The following is a 17,000-nucleotide window of genomic DNA, read 5'->3' as shown; positions in this document are numbered from 1 at the left end:
ATGAGAGGATGCGGTGCTCAGCGCAGCATCTGCTGCAGGGCACCGGCGATATCGGTGAAGGCGCCGTTGAGATCCGGGCCGGGCGTGGCGGTCGCGCGGGCCAGTGGACGGCCCTGCGCGGCGACGATGATCTTCAGTGAGCGCAGCAGGCGCGCTGCGGCTTCGGCCTGCGGGTGGCCGTCGCGCTGGGCGCGCAGCAGCGCCTGCACCGCCGGGTTGTCGAGGTTGAGGTACAGCCGCGATGGCGCACGCGATTCGATGCGCGCAGTGAACTGACGCGCCAGCCGCAGCGCCGCCATTGAAACGCGCTTGTCGTTCTCATCGTCTTCCAGGCGCTGCTTCAGTTCGGCTTCGCGATCGGGCACCACCACCACCGGCAGCGACTCGGGACTGAAGCGTGCCGGCAGCAATTGTTCGCCGTCACCCAGCTGCTCGCGCAGCCATGCCAGCTGCGCCTCATCGAGGCTGTCATCGCTGCGGAACAGCGCACGGTTGCCCTGTTCGGTGCCCAGTTCAACCAGGCGCAGGCCCTTGGCCTGGGCCCAGCGCCGCAGGAACGGCACCACCGCATAGCGATGGCCATGCGCGACCGGCACGCCCATCGCACGGAACAGCATTTCCTCGAAGCCGCCACCGTTGTCGAGGATCACATGCACGGCACCGCGTGCGGGCAGCGCACTGGCAGGCAGATCGCCCTGCGAGGTCGGCACGCGCACGTGCTCCAGCAACAGGTCGAACAGGCGGTCATCGCACAGCGCCGCGCCCAGCAGCGCCTCGTTGTGGCGGCTCAATACACGTCGCCACGCTTCCGGCTGCTGCCGCGCGACGTCGGCCAGGCCATCAATCAGCGCCTCCAGCAACGCATGCTGCACGGCGCGGTACTGGTCGTCGCGCTGCAGGTCTTCGCGGCTGGCGGTAGGCGTGAGCCGCGAGGATTCGATCACCCCGCCGATGAAGCCCGCCCACGGCGGCAGCAGGTCACGCGCATCGTCGTCCAGCAGCATGCCGCGCACGAACACCGACAGGTTGCGGTTGTCACTGGTGCCGTAGGTGGCACCGTCCTGCACCCACAGCAGGCCGGTGGCATCGCTATTGCCATCGGCACGCAGCGGCACGGTGACGATCGGCTCGAAATCATGTTCGAAACGCGCCGCGAACTGCAGCGCCTGGCGACGCGCCTGCACCGGATGCAGGGCCACATCGCCCTGGCCGCGCCACGGCGGCGGCTCGGGGTTGAGCGCCTCGCCTGCAGCACCGATGAAGATCGGCTCGGACAGCAGCGCGCAGTAGCGACCCAGCACTTCGTGCAGGCGCGCCTCGTTGGCCAGCGGCAGGAAGTCCGGATGCAGCTCCAGTTCCACCTCGGTGCCGACCGCGCGTGCCGGCACTTCGCTGACGGTGTACTGCTCGGCGTTGCTGGACACGTACAGATGGCCCAGTTCCGGCGTCTGGTACGAGGTGGTGCGCACGCTGACCCGGCGCGCCAGCACGAAGGCCGACAGGAAGCCGAGGCCGAACATGCCGATCAGGCCCTCATCGTCCTCGCCGCCCTGGCGCAGGCCGCGGGTGTAGCCGACGCCGACGGTCGCCAGGTAGTCATGGATCTCCTGGCGGGTCAGGCCGGCACCGGTATCGATGATGCGCAGCACGCCGGCAGCGGCATCGACCTGCACCGAAATGCGCGAAGGTACCTCGATGCCGGGCTGTTCGATGCGGCGGCGGATGATCGAGTCGTGCGCGTTCTGCACCAGCTCACGCAGCGCCACCACCGGGGTGGAATACAGGTGCTTGCCCAGCACCGTCATCAGTCCATTGAGATCGACCCCGGCACGACGGATTTCGGCGTTGGGGGCGGTGAGCGCGGTGTCCTGCATGTAATCGTTTACTCCTGGGCACGGAAAGACGCCAGAGGGCGTCTTCGTCGAGCGGGAAAAACTAGCACAGGGAGGCTGACCGTTACCGTGTCGGCCGCCGTATTCCACGTGCGCTGTGGTGACGCCGGGCCATGCCCGACGCGATCACGCCGCGTCGATAGCCTCGGACAGGCGCTCCACCGCGATCACTTCCATACCCTTCACCGAGCCGCCCTTGGGCGCATTGGCCTTGGGCACGATGGCGCGCTTGAAACCATGGGTGGCGGCCTCGCGCAGGCGGTCTTCGCCATTGGGTACCGGTCGGATCTCGCCGGACAGGCCAACCTCGCCAAACGCAATCGTCTTTTCCGCCAGCGGCCGGTCCTGCAGCGAGGACAGCACCGCCAGCAGCACCGGCAGGTCGGCAGCGGTCTCCTGCACGCGGATGCCACCGACCACGTTGACGAACACGTCCTGGTCGCCGACCAGCACGCCGCCGTGGCGATGCAGCACCGCCAGCAGCATGGCCAGCCGGTTCTGCTCCAGGCCGACCGCGACACGACGCGGGTTCGACAGCGGCGACGCATCGACCAGTGCCTGCACTTCCACCAGCAGCGGCCGGGTACCCTCGCGCGTGACCATCACGCAGCTGCCCGGCTGATGGGTGCTGCCACCGGACAGGAAGATCGCCGACGGATTGGAGACTTCCTTCAGGCCCTTGTCGCCCATCGCGAACACGCCCAGCTCGTTGACCGCACCGAAGCGGTTCTTGAACGCGCGCAGCAGGCGGAAGCGGCTGCCACTCTCGCCTTCGAAGTACAGCACCGCATCGACCATGTGTTCGAGCACGCGCGGGCCGGCGATACCGCCCTCCTTGGTCACGTGGCCGACCAGGAACACGGCGGTGCCGGTCTCCTTGGCGAAACGCACCAGCCGCGCCGCGCTCTCGCGCACCTGGCTGACCGAGCCGGGCGCGGCGGTCAGGCTCTCGGTCCACAGAGTCTGCACGGAGTCGGCCACGATCAGCCGTGGGCCGGCCTTGGACGCATGCTGCAGGATCGACTCGACGCCGGTCTCGGCCAGCGCGTTGACACCATCCAGCGGCAATTCCAGCCGGTGTGCGCGGCCGGCCACCTGGGCCAGCGACTCCTCGCCCGTGACGTACAGCACCGGCAGCTCGGCCGCCATCTTCGCCACCGCCTGCAGCAGCAGGGTCGACTTGCCGATGCCCGGGTCGCCACCAACCAGTACCACCGCGCCCTCGACCAGGCCACCGCCCAGCACGCGATCGAACTCGCCGATGCCGGTCAAGACACGGCGATGCTCGGTCTGCTCTACGTCCTTCAGGGCGGTGATCTTCGGCGGGTCGATCTTGCCGGCCCAGCCGGCCCGGCGCGACGCGGGCGCCTTGGCCGCCGCAGCGCTCTCCAGCACGATTTCCGACAGCGAGTTCCAGGCGTTGCACTCGGTGCACTGGCCCTGCCACTTGCTGAATTCGGCGCCGCATTCATTGCAGACGTAGGCGGTGCGGGCTTTTGCCATCGGATGATTTCCAGCAACGGGAACAGGCGTGGCAGGATAGCCGAGCCGGGTCGCAGGTGCTGCGACCGCTCAAGTCCCGCCCTCCCGCGCCGATAGCTGTCGCGGGCGTGCGCCTTGCGGGCCCCTCCCTCCCCCTCTGGATTCAACATGACTGGCAGTTACAGTCAGAGCCTGGTCGCCATCTCCCTGCTGGTGGCCATTCTTGCTTCGTACACGGCGCTGGACATGGCCGGCCGCCTGGCCACGGCCGAGGGCCGCGTGGCCCGCTGGTGGCTGGCCGGCGGCGCGGCGGCGATGGGCCTGGGTATCTGGTCGATGCATTTCATCGGCATGCTGGCCTTCGACCTGCCGATTCCGGTCGGCTACGATCTCGGCATCACCCTGTACTCGCTGGCCGTGTCGATCGGCGCCTCGGCCTATGCGCTGTGGCTGGTGTCGCGGTCCAGCCTGCCCTGGCGACGTCTGCTGGCCGGCGCCGTGCTGATGGGCCTGGGCATTGCCACCATGCACTACCTGGGCATGGCCGCGATGCGCATGCAGCCGGGCATCGACTATCACCCGGGCTGGTTCGCTGCCTCCATCGCGGTTGCCATCGGCGCCGCCGGTGCGGCGCTGTGGATTGCCTTCCGCCTGCGTACCGAGCAGCGCCACACCATGCGCCTGCGCGCACTGGCCTCGCTGGTGATGGGCCTGGCCATCGTCGGCATGCATTACACCGGCATGGCCGCCGCACGCTTCCCCGAAGGCAGCATCTGCGGCGCGGTCGGCAGCGGCGGCATCGACACGCGCTGGCTGGCAGTGCTGGTGATCGTCACCACTGTAGCCACGCTGGGTATCGCCCTGGTCGCCTCGCTGTTCGATCGGCAGATGCGCGTGCGTACCGGGTTGCTGGCCGATTCACTGGCACACGCCAACGACAAGCTGATCCAGGCCGCCCTGCATGACCCGCTGACCCAGCTGCCCAACCGCATGCTGCTGCAGGACCGCATCGAACAGGCCATCGAGAAGGCGCGCCGCCGCGGCCGCGCAGTGGCGGTGATGTTCTGCGACCTGGACGGCTTCAAGGCGGTCAACGATGCCTACGGCCACCAATTGGGCGACCGCCTGCTGGTGGCGGTGGCACAGCGCATCGGCGGCCTGCTGCGGCCGCAGGACACGTTCGCGCGCCTCGGCGGCGACGAGTTCGTGATCGTGCTGGCCATCGACACCCCGGACGATGCGGTGGTGGTGGCCGAACGCATCATCGCCGCCGCCGGCGAACCATTCACCCTGGATGCCGCCGAACTGCAGGTCAGCGCCAGTCTCGGCATCGCCCTGTACCCGGATGACGCCAGCAACGAGCGCGAACTGATGGCGCACGCCGATGCGGCGATGTACCACACCAAGGAAACCGGCCGGAACGGCTATACCTTCTTCACCCCGTCGATGCAGCTCAGCGCCAACCGCCAGCTGCGCCTGCTGCAGGATCTGCGCAAGGCGATCGCGCGTGACGAGCTGCTGCTGCACTACCAGCCGAAGTTCCCGGCCGCTGGCGCACCAGCTACCGGCGCCGAGGCCCTGCTGCGCTGGCAGCACCCGGAACTGGGCCTGCTGGCGCCGGATGTGTTCATTCCCATCGCCGAGCGCAGTGGCTTGATCCTGCCGATCGGCGACTGGGTACTGGACCGTGCCTGTGCACAGCTGCGTGCATGGCACGAGGCCGGGCATACCGGATGGTCGATGGCGGTGAACCTGTCGCCGCTGCAGTTCTCCTCGCCGGCCCTGCTGGACAGCGTGCGCGAGGTGCTGCAGCGGCACCGGATCGAGCCGGCGCGGTTGACCCTGGAGATCACCGAGACCACGGCGATGAAGGATGTCGACGCCAGCCTGGCGATTCTCAACGATCTGACCGCGATGGGCGTGCATATCGCCATCGACGATTTCGGCACCGGCTACTCCAGCCTGCTGTACCTGAAGCGGATGCCGGCCACCGAACTAAAGATCGACCGCGCGTTCGTGCACGATCTGGAATGCAATGAAGAGGATGCCGCCATCGTCTCGTCGATCATCGCGCTGGGCCGCACCCTGCAGCTGCAGGTGGTGGCCGAAGGCGTGGAGACGCAGGCGCAGCGCGAATACCTGAGCGAACTGGGCTGCGACCAGCTGCAGGGCTATCACCTGGGCCGACCGATGGACGCCGAGGAATTCCTGCGCCGGGTGGGGTGAGACCCCATCCGCGCATGGCGTGGATCTCCTGGTAGCGCCGGCCGCTGGCCGGCTTCCCGCAACTGCCGGCCAGCGGCCGGCACTACCCCCTTTGTGCCGGCCATGCCAGGTGGGATGAGGCCGATGGCTTTGGGGTCGGATCCCTTGCTGCAGGCAAGGACTCTGACCCCATCCACGCATGGCGTGGATCCTGGTAGAGCCGGCCGCTGGCCGGCTTCCCGTAATTGCCGGCCAGCGGCCGGCACTACCACGCTGTGCCGGCCATGCCGGGTGGGATGAGGCCGATGGCTTTGGGGTCGGATCCCTTGCTGCAGGCAAGGGCTCTGACCCCATCCCCGTACAGCGTGGATCTCCTGGTAGAGCCGGCCGCTGGCCGGCTTCCCGCAATTGCCGGCCAGCGGCCGGCACTACCACCGCGCGTGCCATTCCCGGTGGGCGCGACAAACAAAAAGGCCGCCCGAGGGCGGCCTTTCTGCGTGGCAACGTCGCGCGGACGTCAGTGCATCATGTGCACGTTCATGTTGTGCATGACCCACAGGGTACCGACCACGATGATGCCGATCACCACCACGGTGAAGGCCGCAGCGTTGACGTTCCAGCGGCTTTCCGAAGAGCGGTCCAGGTGCAGGAAGAACACCAGGTGGACCAGCATCTGCAGCACCGCGGTGATCGCGATCACCACACCGTTGACGGTGCGCGAGAAGTCGCCCGACATCACCATCCAGAACGGGATGACGGTCAGCACCACCGCCAGCACGAAGCCGATCAGGTACGACTTCACGGTGCCATGGCTTTCGCCGCCGGTGCCGTGGTCGTGTGCATGGTTGTCATGTGCCATTACAGCGCTCCATTGAGGTAGACGACGGAGAACACGCCGATCCAGATCAGGTCCAGGAAGTGCCAGAACAGGCTCAGGCACGCCATGCGGGTCTTGTTGGTCGGGGTCAGGCCGTACTTCTTCAGCTGCACGAACATCACCAGCAGCCACAGCAGGCCGGCGCTGACGTGCAGGCCGTGGGTACCGACCAGGGCGAAGAACGCCGACAGGAAGGCACTGCGGTCCGGACCGTAGCCCTGATGGATCAGGTGCTGGAACTCCCACACTTCCATGCACATGAAGCCGAAGCCCAGCAGCCAGGTGATGCCCAGCCACAGGTACATCTGGCCCATCTGCTTGCGGTGCATGGCAATCATGCCCAGGCCGAAGGTCAGCGAGGAGGTCAGCAGCAGCGCGGTTTCCCATGCCACGAACGGCAGTTCGAACAGGTCCTTCGCGGTCGGGCCACCATCGGTACCGCCGGCCAGCACCACGTAGGTGGCGAACAGCGAGGCGAAGATGAGGCAGTCGCTCATCAGGTACACCCAGAAACCGAAGACGGTGTTGCCGCCGGTGTCGTGGTGCTCGTGGTCGTCATGGCCATGGGCCGCCGCGTGCGCGGCGTGCCCGTGGCTCAGGGTCGAGGTATTGGTGCTCATGCCTTCAGCTCCGACTTCACCAGGCCCTGGGCTTCCAGGTGCTTGCGGTGTTCGTTCTCGATGCGTTCCACCTCGGCGGCCGGGACCCAGTAGTCCACGTCCTGGTCGAAGGTGCGGTAGATGAACGTGGCGATCATGCCGACGAAGCCGACGATGGCCAGCCACCAGATGTGCCAGATCATCGCGAAGCCGAACACCAGGCTGAAGGCACCGATGACAACGCCCGTGCCGGTGTTGCGCGGCATGTGGATGTCGGTGTACTTGGCCGGCTTCGGCCAAGCTTCACCACGCTGCTTGCGCTCCCAGAAATCGTCCAGTTCGGTGACTTCCGGCAGGGTGCCGAAGTTGTAGAAGGCCGGCGGCGAAGAGGTTTCCCACTCCAGCGTACGCGCATCCCACGGGTCGCCGGTCAGGTCGACGGTCTTCTTGCGGTCACGGATCGACACGGCCACCTGGATGATCTGGCACAGGATGCCGGCGCCGACGATGAAGGCACCTGCAGCTGCGATCAGCAGCAGCGGCTCATAGGCCGGGTTGACCGTGCTCTGCAGGCGACGGGTCATGCCCATGAAGCCCAGCACGTACATCGGCATGAAGGTCACGTAGAAGCCGATGAACCAGCACCAGAACGCGCACTTGCCCCAGAACTCGTTGAGGCGGAAGCCGAACATCTTCGGCCACCAGTAGGTGATGCCGGCGAACATGCCGAACACCACGCCGCCGATGATGACGTTGTGGAAGTGGGCGATCAGGAACAGGCTGTTGTGCAGCACGAAGTCGATGGCCGGGATCGCCAGCATCACGCCGGTCATGCCGCCGATGACGAAGGTGACCATGAAGCCGATCGTCCACAGCACCGGGGTGGTGAAGTGCACGCGACCGCGGAACATGGTGAACAACCAGTTGAAGATCTTCACGCCGGTCGGGATCGAGATGATCATCGTCGTGATGCCGAAGAAGGCATTGACGTTGGCACCCGAGCCCATGGTGAAGAAGTGGTGCAGCCACACGATGAACGACAGCACGCCGATGCAGGCGGTGGCATAGACCATGCCCTTGTAGCCGAACAGCGCCTTGCGCGAGAAGGTCGCGATGACTTCGGAGAACACACCGAACGCCGGCAGGACCAGGATGTACACCTCCGGGTGACCCCAGATCCAGATCAGGTTGATGTACAGCATGGCGTTGCCGCCACCGTCATTGGTGAAGAAGTGCGTACCCAGGTAACGGTCCAGGGTCAGCAGCACCAGGGTGATGGTCAGCACCGGGAAGGCAGCGACGATCAGCACGTTGGTCACCAGGGCGGTCCAGGTGAACACCGGCATCTGCATCAGCTTCATGCTGGGGGTACGCATCTTCAGGATGGTGATGAAGAAGTTGATACCGCTCAGCGTGGTACCCAGGCCTGCGACCTGTAGACCCCAGATGTAGTAGTCCATGCCTACGCTTGGACTGTATTCGATGCCCGACAACGGCGGGAACGCCAGCCAGCCGGTGGCAGCGAACTCACCGATCCACAGCGACAGCATGATCAGCACCGCGCCGGACACGAACAGCCAGAAGCTGAGCGAGTTGACGAACGGGAACGCGACGTCGCGCGCACCGATCTGCAGCGGCACGGCCAGGTTCATCAGGCCGGTGATCAGCGGCATCGCCACGAAGAAGATCATGATCACGCCGTGGGCGGTGAAGATCTGGTCGTAGTGGTGCGGCGGCAGGTAACCCTCGGACCCGCCGACGGCGAGCGCCTGCTGGGTACGCATCATGATGGCGTCGGAGAAACCGCGCAGCAGCATGACGAAGGCGACGATGAGGTACATCACGCCGATCTTCTTGTGATCCACCGAAGTGAACCACTCCTTCCACAGATAGCCCCACAGCTTGAACTTGGTGATCAGGGCCATGACGCCCAGGCCACCCAGCACCGCGCCGACCAAGGTGGTCAGCACGATCGGATCGTGGGGGATCGACTCAATTGAGAGTTTACCCAACATGTTCATTCTCCCGAGCCCGCATGGCCGGCGTGGCCTGCGTGTTCGTGTTCGTTGGCATCCAGGTTTTCACCCGATTCCTTGGAATCATGCGCGTCACTGGGGGCATGGCCCTCGTGCGCTTCATGGCTGGCGGCATCGGCAGCGGCGGCACCGGCGTGTTCGTGCTTCATGCCGTAATGCTTGTTGTCGCCCATGTGCTTGGCGATGACCCAGTCGAACAGGCCTTCTTCGGTCTTGCCGAAGTAAGTGACCGGATACCACTCGGCGTTGCGTGCTTCACCCAGCGCCTTGAACGAGGCCTTGTCCAGGGTCTGCTCGCCGGCGCGGACCTGGTCCAGCCACTGGTGGTATTCGGCATCGGTGACCGAGTAGGCGGTGAAGTGCATCTTGGCGAAGCCCGCGCCGCTGTAGTGCGAGGACATGCCCGGGAATTCACCGGTCTCGTTGGCGATCAGATGGAGCTTGGTCTCCATCGCAGCCATCGAGTAGATCATGCTGCCCAGGTGCGGGATGAAGAACGCATTCATCACCGAATCGGACGTGATCTTGAAGTTCAGCGGCGTGTTGACCGGGAACTTGATTTCGTTGACGACCGCCACCTTCTCTTCCGGATAGATGAACAGCCACTTCCAGTCCAGCGAGATCGCCTCGATGGTGACCGGCTTGACGTCCGATTCCAGCGGCTTGTACGGGTCCAGCGCGTGCGACGAACGCCAGGTCAGGACCGCCAGCACCAGCACGATCATGCAGGGAATGGACCACACCACCACCTCGATCGCCGTCGAGTGGGACCACTTTGGCTCGTAGCGGGCCTTGGTGTTGGAGGCGCGATACTTCCACGCGAAGGTCAGGGTCATGATGATGACCGGGATGACGACCAGCAGCATGAGCACGGTAGCCGTGATCAGCAGGGTCTTCTCATCCTGGCCGATCTGGCCCTTCGGACTGAGGATGGCCACCGCATCGCAGCCGGTGAGCATCACCAGCAACGACAGCAGCAGGCCCGGGCGCAACCAGCGCCCAAGGGTTTTCAACGGAATCATCGGTCGATCCAATTGCGAGGGAATGCCGTTCCCCGTCCTGCCTGTTCCGGCCAAAGCCGGTCCCACCGGTCCGGAAGACAGGCAGGGAGGTGGGGTCGAGTCAGCCTTTCAATTTTAGGCCGTCACGCACCATTTAAGAAAGGCATTGACAATGATCGAGCGCAGGAAAGGCCTGATTCTGACTGCGACACGTTGTCGCACCGCGCGGGCGCGGCGGGCAGGACGCACGGGGGCGGCATCCTAGCATCGGGCGATGGCGGCTGCTCCGCCCGTGTTCGGCAAAGTCATCTGAACCTGTTCAGGCGTGCTGGCGGGTGCCCGGCGTGGGATGCTCGGCGCAGGAGGAAGGCCCGTGGACAAGATCGACTTCAAGAAGCGCGATCGCGCGTTGTACCTGCCCCCGGCGGGCCGGTTCGTGACGGTAGACGTACCGCCCCTGCCCTACCTGATGGTCGACGGCCACGGTGATCCGAATACCGCCCCCGCGTATGTGCAGGCGGTGCAGTGGCTGTACTCGGTGAGCTATGCACTGAAGTTCGCGCTGAAGGCCGGGGGCCAGGACTACGTGGTGCCACCGCTGGAAGCGCTTTGGACTGCCGAGGATCCGTCGAGCTTTGTGGCACGCCGCAAGAGTGAGTGGGCCTGGACAGTGATGATCCGGACGCCGGACGGGATCAGTCCAGCGCAGTTGGAGGCTGCCATCGCCAAGTCGGCGAAGAAACTGGGCGAGGTCCCGGCCAGCCTTCGCCATGAAATTCTTGAAGAAGGCCTCTGCCTGCAGACCCTGCATGTAGGCGCCTACGATGACGAGGGTCCGGCCCTCGCCCATCTGCACAACGAACTGATGCCTTCGCTGGGCTACGCCTTCGCCGGCCCCCATCACGAGATCTACCTGAGCGATCCGCGCAAGACCGACGCGGCGCGGTTGAAGACCGTGCTGCGGCAGCCGGTGCGCGCTTGAGCCTGATAAGGGTTCGCGCTCATGACACAAGGCCAGTGATTGCTTCAAATGCCAAAACAAAAAGCCCCAACCAAGGCCGGGGCTTTTCATTACAACTGGTGCCGGAAACAGGAGTCGAACCTGCGACCTACGCATTACGAATGCGCCGCTCTACCAACTGAGCTATTCCGGCGGAGCCCGCGATTTTACGGGCTGGGCGCCCCGGCGGTCAATCCATCCGGCTCAGCCCGCCTCTACCCGGTTGGCGCACACCCGCCCGGCCACGAAATCCTGCAGATTCCCCAGCGTGATCGCCGAGATCTCCTGCAGCGCCTCCACGGTGAAGAAGCCCTGGTGGCCGGTCACCAGCACATTCGGGAAGGTCATCAGGCGCTGGAAGGCCTCGTCGTCGATGATCTCGCCAGACAGGTCCTGGAAGAACAGCGCGCTTTCCTGCTCGTACACGTCGATGGCCAGATGACCCAGCCGGCGCGACTTCAGCGCGCGGATCACCGCATGGGTATCGACCAGTGCGCCGCGCGACGTATTGACCAGCATCGCGCCCGGCTTCATCCGGGCCAGTGATGCATCATTGATCAGGTGATGGGTCTCAGGCGTCAGCGGGCAATGCAGCGACACGATGTCGGCACGCGCCAGCAGTTCATCCAGCCCGACCATTTCGCCGATACCGCCGAACGCGGGTGACGGATAAGGATCGTGCCCCAGCACGGTGCAGCCCATGCCGTTGAAGATGCGCGCGGTGGCCACCCCGATCTTGCCGGTACCCACAATGCCAACCGTGCGGCCATGCAAGGTGCGTCCGAGCAGGCCATCCAGCATGAAGTTGCCCTCGCGCACGCGGTTGTAGGCGCGATGAGTCTGCCGGTTGAGGGTCATCACCAGCGCCAACGCATGCTCGGCCACCGCCTCCGGGGAATAAGCCGGTACGCGTGCGACGAACAGATCCAGCGCTTTCGCGGCTGCCAGGTCCACATTGTTGAAGCCGGCACAGCGCAGCAGTACGGCCCGCACGCCCATCGCATGCAGGGCGTGCAGCACCGGCGCATCCAGGCGGTCGTTGACGAACACGCATACGGCTGCGCAATCCTGCGCCAGCGCGGCCGTGTGCACGTCCAGCGCCACATCGAAGTACACGAACGCAAAGCCGTCCCCAGCCGCATCGCGCTGGTTCGCCTCATCAAGGAAACGACGGTCGTAGGGACGGGCACTGAAGACGGCGATCTGCATGGACGGGCCTGGGTGGAATGGCAGACCGACCATACCGCAGCAGCACCCGCGTTGGGATGGCACCGGCGATGCCGTCATCGCCGGTGCCGGGTGCCACTTAGAACTTGTAGCCCAGGCCCAGCATCACGCCGTTCTGGATCTGCCCGTCGCGGCGCTCACCCACGTAATCGGCCATGATCGACAGCCGCTCGCTGGCACGGCTGGTCACACCCAGGTTCCAGGCCAGCACCTGCTCGCCCACCGCCTGGCTGCTGGCGCCGAACACCAGATCCGGTGCCGCGGCGAAGCCGGTGCTGTAGCGGGCCTGCGAATCGCCCAGTTCCTTCTGCCAGACCACCCGCGCGCGGGGTGATGCGCTCGCCGTTGTTGCCTTCGAAGGTCTTGAACAGCTGCAGGCCCGCACCCACGCGGATGCTCTCCAGGCTGCCGCTGCGGCCAACCAGCGCACCGGCGCCCTGCCCTTCGTTGAAGCGGGTGGCCGAGGTGCGCGCGTAGTCCACCACCGGCAGCAACGGCTGGATCACCAGGCCCTTGCCGGTGGTGAAGGAGAACGCATGTTCCACCCGTGCGGAGATCGCATCGTTGCTGTACTTGGCGCGCAGCGGCTGCTGCAGGCCATCGATGCCGTTGATGCTGCGACGCGTATCGTGGCGCAGATCGGTGTAGCGCACGGCCGCCGACAGATAGCCGCGCGCGTACGTCGCGTCGAGGTAGCCGCCCACGTCCAGCGCACGCACGTCACCAGTGAAACCAGAGCCATCGCTGGCCTTGGTCGACATGTCCGCCGCGGCCACGCTGACGCCCAGGGTCACGCGGTCATCGGCCACGCGGGTATCGGCACCGACCACGATGCCACCGATGGTGTGGCTCAGGCCGGCCACGCCACCGTCGGCATCGAGGCGGCCATGGCTGGCGAAACCACGCGCCCAGATGCCATGGCTGCGTCCAGCATCACCGCTGCCCGCAACGCTGCCCGACGCCGGCTCGACCAGGTGCATCGCCAGCTGGTTGAACAGGCTGCCATGGCGCATGCCCGGCTGGGAGGAGACCGACTGCGCCACCTGCGAGGCCAGGCCATCGGCATCACCGCCGCTGCGCATGGCCGACTGGTGCTGCTGCACGACGTTGCCGATACTGCCCACCAGCGCGGTGTCGGCCAGTCGCAGGCTGGCGTGCGCATCACCGCGCAGGGCACCGGCCTGTTGTGCGATCACATCGCGGTCGGCGAACTGCAGTGCGCCCAGCAGCGATCTCAGTCCCTTGTCCTGGCGATCGGAGGCGGTCGCCAGCGGCCCAGGCCGTCGCCGGACGTGCCATTGGCGAACAGGCCCAGCTGGTCAAAGCCCGGGTTGGCGGTCAGCCACAGGCCATCGGCCGTCTGCTTCACGTTGAAGCTGAGCAGTGAATTGTGGCGCGGGCGGAACACTTCACCGGCAGTGATGCTGGCACTGTATCCGGCGTCCCCCAGCCGCACGACATCCTGGAAGCCCCCCTGGTAGATCGGCCCTTCCACCAGATCGCGGCGGTAGGCACCGGCATAGAAGCCCTGGGCCACATTCAACGCAAGGTGTGCGCCCTGCGCGATCACCAGCGCGCCCTCCTCGGTGCCGCCGTCGTAGAAGCTGCCGACGCGCAGGCGGCCACTGCCGGTACCACCGGCTTCGGTAACATCAAACAGCACCTGGCCGCCGGGCATGATGTTGACGTAGCCGTGGGTCACCAGATCCCCACCGCGCGGCATCAGCGTGCCGAACACGCGCAGGCGGTTGAAGCCATCTTCGCGGTAGGACGGGCCGGTGCCATCCAGCAGCGCATCGCTGTCGGTGCCGACCGATGCGATATCACCGTGGCCAACCACGATGCTGCCCGGCATCACCCGCAGCTCGGGGGTGCGCAGCGCACCACCCTCCAGTGCGATGGTGCCGTTGTCCACCAGAATGAAATCGGCGCCGGTGGTTTCAGCAGTGCGCCAGGTGGCGCCATTGCTGACACGGATCACGCCGGCGGAGTTGGCCAGGGTCGAGGCATCCAGATCGGCCAGCCGCAGCTGGCCGCGCAGTTCATCCTGGAGGTCGGGGTCGGCGAGCAGCTGCTGCAACGACTGCGCGCCGATACCGTTCGCCCCCCGCGTGGAGAAGTTGTACAGGCTCACCGCATAGTTGATGTAGGTGCTGGCCCAGTCGGTGTTCCAGCGCGCGAAATCGTCGTCGACAAAGGCCTGCAGCTGGCGCGCGGTACGAAGGTAGCCCGGGTTGATGTCGCCGCTGACGTTGCTGGTGACACGAAGGGTGTCGCCCGGATCGCGATAGCCCGCCGTGTTGATGATGCTGTTGCTGCGGATGTCCTGGCCCGGGAATGACTCCAGCTTGCTCCCATTGCCATCCGGATCGAAGGTAACCGACGTACCCGTGGTACGCGCCGGGTCGCGGAATACCAGCAGGCCATTGGGCTGCACCACTTCATACATGGCCTTGTGCAACAGGCCCGCATCCATGCCACCGCCGTAGTTGCCTGTGTAGATCTGGGTCATGCGCGGCGACGGCGCATAGGTGATCCTGCCACCACTGCTGGCGGCATGGATCTGCACCGAGTCGACCAGCGGCAGATCGCCGCCGAGGTAACGGTTGACGCCACCGGACTGCATGATCGAGCAGGACGAAATGCAGTGGCCGGACACGATGGTGTCCAAGCCCTGGGTACGGATCACCGCCTGCAGCCACTCGCCGGCGATCAGCGCGCCACCGTTGGACGTTCGCAGCACGACTTCGCGGATCGGACGGCCTTCAGCCTGCGCCTTGGCCAGCAGTGCGGGCAGCGCCACCACATCGGCGACGGTGACGCCGCCGCTGAGGAAGACCCGATCGTCCTGCACGTGATAACTCATTGCCATGACGTCATCAGCTGCCGCGATGGCGCCAACGCCCATCAGCCCGGCCAGGGCCAGGCTCAACTTCGAATACTTCATGCGTTCTCTCTCTCCACCCGCAACACGCGGGTAGAACGATCAACGCCGCAGCGGGGCGATCTCCCCCAGTGGAACGGATCCTGAAAAATGAATACATTCACAATAAGAATCCGATCGATGCACACTCTTCCCCATCCGGTCATCGTCGCGTAAAACTCGATGACGCATTCGCCACCGACAGTCGAGGCCAGCCCTGTCCACCCCGTCTCCCCTGATCCATCGCGCGCCGGAGCCGCCCGCACCTGCGGATGCCTTCATCGCGTTCGTACGCGAAGAGGGCGCACCGCTGTGCGCGTTCCTGCGCAGCGCGGGGGTCGGGCCTGAGGATGCGGAGGATATCGCGCAGGACTGCATGGAGCGGCTGATCCGCTATCGCGCACAGGGCCCGGACGAACTGCGCCTGCTGCTGTATCGTATCGCCCGCAACCGCCTGGCAGACCGCGGACGCTCGCCGCAGTCGCGGCCGCATCTGCCGCTGGCCGAACACGATGGCAGCGACGAACCGCCCAGTTCCTCGCCCGATCCATTGCGCCAGGCCGAGTCAGGGCAGATGCTGTCCCTGCTGCGGCAGGCCCTGTTCAAGCTGCCCGAACGCGCACGCGAGGTCTATCTGCTCAACCGCATCACCGGCATGAGCTACACGCAGATCGCACGGCATTGTGGAATTACTGCCAAGACCGTGGAAAAACATATCGCCCGGGCCCTGCAGGGCCTGCGTCAGGAGTTGGGATCGGATCCGCTGCACAACGACAGGGACGGCCAATGAGTGGCACCCCGCACAGGAATGATGCACAGCTGTTTGAACGCGCCAGCGCCTGGGTAGCCCGCCTGGAAGCCCCGGACTGCACATCGGCCGAACGCGAAACGTTCGAGGACTGGCTGGCCGAAGATCCGGCCCACGTCAAAGCCTGGGTGCAGGCCGAAACCCTGTTCCAGCAGGGTGCGGAGCTTGCGGCTGACCCCTGGCTGCGCACCGCCGCGGCACGGGCGGCGCGTCCGCCGCGCCGGCGCTGGTTGCCGGGCGTGGCCGCTGCCGCCGGTGTCTGCATGGCGATCGGCATCGGCTGGATGGTTGCCGTCGACGGCAACCCGACGCCACAGGTCTACGCCAATGATTCGCACCAGGCACAGCAGCAGACGCTGGCCGATGGCAGCGTCGCCATGCTGGATGCCGGCACCACCCTCCGCGCCCGCTTCGGCTGGCGTCATCGTGATCTGGTGCTGGAGCGGGGTCGGCTGCAACTGCAGGTCGCTCCGTCGAACAAGGCGCTGCAGCTGCACGCCGGCGGCAGTACGATCCGCGACATCGGCACGACCTTCCAGGTGGAACGCCTGCGCGACGGCCTGGTCGAGGTCGCACTGCTGGAAGGTGCCGTGGAAGTCAGCAACGGCGCAGCGCAGCACACGCTGGCACCCGGCCAACAGCTGCAGGTATTGCCCTCCGGCCGTATCCAGCCGGGCCCTGCCCTCTCGTCCAACGCAGCCGCTGAAGGCTGGCTGCGTGGGCAACTGGTGTTCGATGCCACGCCACTGTCGATCGTGGTCGAGCGCATGAACCGTTATGGCCGCACGCCACTGGTGATCGTCGATCCGGAGATCACCGACCTGGCTGTAAGCGGCACCTTCCGCGCCGGTGATGCACAGGAGCTGCTGTCGGCGCTGGAACTGGGTTGGTCCGTGGCTGGCCAGACGCGTCCGGATGGCGCGCTGGAACTGCGCCGCACCTACTGAGGA

General features: G+C 65.8%; 10 protein-coding genes, 1 tRNA gene and 2 pseudogenes. 4 read left to right on the top strand and 9 right to left on the bottom strand.

Annotation, left to right across the window (positions count from 1 at the left end; all coding sequences use genetic code 11):
* Window positions 1–17 precede the first annotated feature (17 nt).
* Together ACZK2V_RS06330 and radA are read right to left on the bottom strand one after the other, a co-directional pair.
* Entirely contained in the window at window positions 18–1,874 is a 1,857-nt protein-coding gene (locus ACZK2V_RS06330; RefSeq protein ID WP_071227731.1) for an ATP-binding protein, read from the bottom strand.
* 144 nt (window positions 1,875–2,018) lie between these two features.
* Window positions 2,019–3,395, bottom strand: coding sequence for a DNA repair protein RadA (gene radA / locus ACZK2V_RS06325; protein WP_486323015.1), 1,377 nt, complete (start codon window positions 3,393–3,395; stop codon window positions 2,019–2,021).
* Window positions 3,396–3,542: 147 nt separating this feature from the next.
* Between radA and ACZK2V_RS06320 the strand changes: the two genes are divergently transcribed.
* Window positions 3,543–5,600, top strand: a complete 2,058-nt coding sequence (locus ACZK2V_RS06320) for a putative bifunctional diguanylate cyclase/phosphodiesterase (RefSeq protein ID WP_486323014.1) — start codon at window positions 3,543–3,545, stop codon at window positions 5,598–5,600.
* A 496-nt stretch (window positions 5,601–6,096) separates the two neighbouring features.
* On the opposite strand, the gene cyoD is transcribed toward ACZK2V_RS06320, so the two are convergent.
* The 4 genes from cyoD to cyoA are packed head-to-tail and all read right to left on the bottom strand — an operon-like array spanning window position 6,097 to window position 10,113.
* Window positions 6,097–6,438, bottom strand: coding sequence for a cytochrome o ubiquinol oxidase subunit IV (cyoD, locus tag ACZK2V_RS06315; protein ID WP_005408584.1), 342 nt, complete (start codon window positions 6,436–6,438; stop codon window positions 6,097–6,099).
* The gene (cyoC, locus tag ACZK2V_RS06310; protein ID WP_005408583.1) at window positions 6,438–7,076 is read right to left on the bottom strand and encodes a cytochrome o ubiquinol oxidase subunit III; all 639 of its coding nucleotides are present in this window, start codon (window positions 7,074–7,076) and stop codon (window positions 6,438–6,440) included. Before cyoC ends, cyoD begins: the two co-directional genes overlap by 1 nt.
* Window positions 7,073–9,070 (bottom strand): cytochrome o ubiquinol oxidase subunit I, encoded by a 1,998-nt coding sequence (cyoB, locus tag ACZK2V_RS06305; protein ID WP_049424462.1) that lies wholly within the window; start codon window positions 9,068–9,070, stop codon window positions 7,073–7,075. The genes cyoC and cyoB overlap by 4 nt, the downstream gene beginning before the upstream one ends.
* Window positions 9,071–9,072: 2 nt before the next feature.
* The gene (gene cyoA, locus ACZK2V_RS06300) at window positions 9,073–10,113 is read right to left on the bottom strand and encodes a ubiquinol oxidase subunit II (RefSeq protein WP_107433550.1); all 1,041 of its coding nucleotides are present in this window, start codon (window positions 10,111–10,113) and stop codon (window positions 9,073–9,075) included.
* A 352-nt stretch (window positions 10,114–10,465) separates the two neighbouring features.
* Here cyoA and ACZK2V_RS06295 point away from each other — a divergent pair.
* Window positions 10,466–11,099: pseudogene (locus ACZK2V_RS06295) on the top strand (GyrI-like domain-containing protein).
* 71 nt (window positions 11,100–11,170) lie between these two features.
* Here the strand turns inward: ACZK2V_RS06295 and ACZK2V_RS06290 are convergent.
* From ACZK2V_RS06290 to ACZK2V_RS06280, 3 genes and pseudogenes are all read right to left on the bottom strand, one after another.
* Window positions 11,171–11,246 (bottom strand) — tRNA-Thr (locus ACZK2V_RS06290).
* Between the two features lie 50 nt (window positions 11,247–11,296).
* Complete coding sequence (locus ACZK2V_RS06285; protein ID WP_486323013.1) at window positions 11,297–12,301, bottom strand: 2-hydroxyacid dehydrogenase; 1,005 nt, start codon at window positions 12,299–12,301, stop codon at window positions 11,297–11,299.
* Window positions 12,302–12,398: 97 nt separating this feature from the next.
* Window positions 12,399–15,266: pseudogene (locus ACZK2V_RS06280) on the bottom strand (autotransporter domain-containing protein).
* A gap of 286 nt (window positions 15,267–15,552) precedes the next feature.
* Here ACZK2V_RS06280 and ACZK2V_RS06275 point away from each other — a divergent pair.
* Complete coding sequence (locus tag ACZK2V_RS06275; RefSeq protein WP_486323309.1) at window positions 15,553–16,032, top strand: RNA polymerase sigma factor; 480 nt, start codon at window positions 15,553–15,555, stop codon at window positions 16,030–16,032.
* Complete coding sequence (locus ACZK2V_RS06270) at window positions 16,029–16,997, top strand: FecR family protein (protein ID WP_049424370.1); 969 nt, start codon at window positions 16,029–16,031, stop codon at window positions 16,995–16,997. Before ACZK2V_RS06275 ends, ACZK2V_RS06270 begins: the two co-directional genes overlap by 4 nt.
* The last annotated feature ends 3 nt before the right edge of the window (window positions 16,998–17,000 follow it).

The sequence above is a fragment of the Stenotrophomonas sp. 93052_Sma genome, assembly GCF_056481145.1.
This window is presented reverse-complemented; position numbering and strand designations above follow the sequence as displayed.

Bases quoted from the DNA above. Each gene is read 5' to 3' on its own strand.
- cyoB (WP_049424462.1), bottom strand. From the start codon at position 9,070: ATGTTGGGTAAACTCTCAATTGAGTCGATCCCCCACGATCCGATCGTG.
- ACZK2V_RS06330 (WP_071227731.1), bottom strand. From the start codon at position 1,874: ATGCAGGACACCGCGCTCACCGCCCCCAACGCCGAAATCCGTCGTGCC.
- ACZK2V_RS06320 (WP_486323014.1), top strand. From the start codon at position 3,543: ATGACTGGCAGTTACAGTCAGAGCCTGGTCGCCATCTCCCTGCTGGTG.
- cyoC (WP_005408583.1), bottom strand. From the start codon at position 7,076: ATGAGCACCAATACCTCGACCCTGAGCCACGGGCACGCCGCGCACGCG.
- ACZK2V_RS06270 (WP_049424370.1), top strand. From the start codon at position 16,029: ATGAGTGGCACCCCGCACAGGAATGATGCACAGCTGTTTGAACGCGCC.
- radA (WP_486323015.1), bottom strand. From the start codon at position 3,395: ATGGCAAAAGCCCGCACCGCCTACGTCTGCAATGAATGCGGCGCCGAA.
- ACZK2V_RS06285 (WP_486323013.1), bottom strand. From the start codon at position 12,301: ATGCAGATCGCCGTCTTCAGTGCCCGTCCCTACGACCGTCGTTTCCTT.
- cyoD (WP_005408584.1), bottom strand. From the start codon at position 6,438: ATGGCACATGACAACCATGCACACGACCACGGCACCGGCGGCGAAAGC.
- cyoA (WP_107433550.1), bottom strand. From the start codon at position 10,113: ATGATTCCGTTGAAAACCCTTGGGCGCTGGTTGCGCCCGGGCCTGCTG.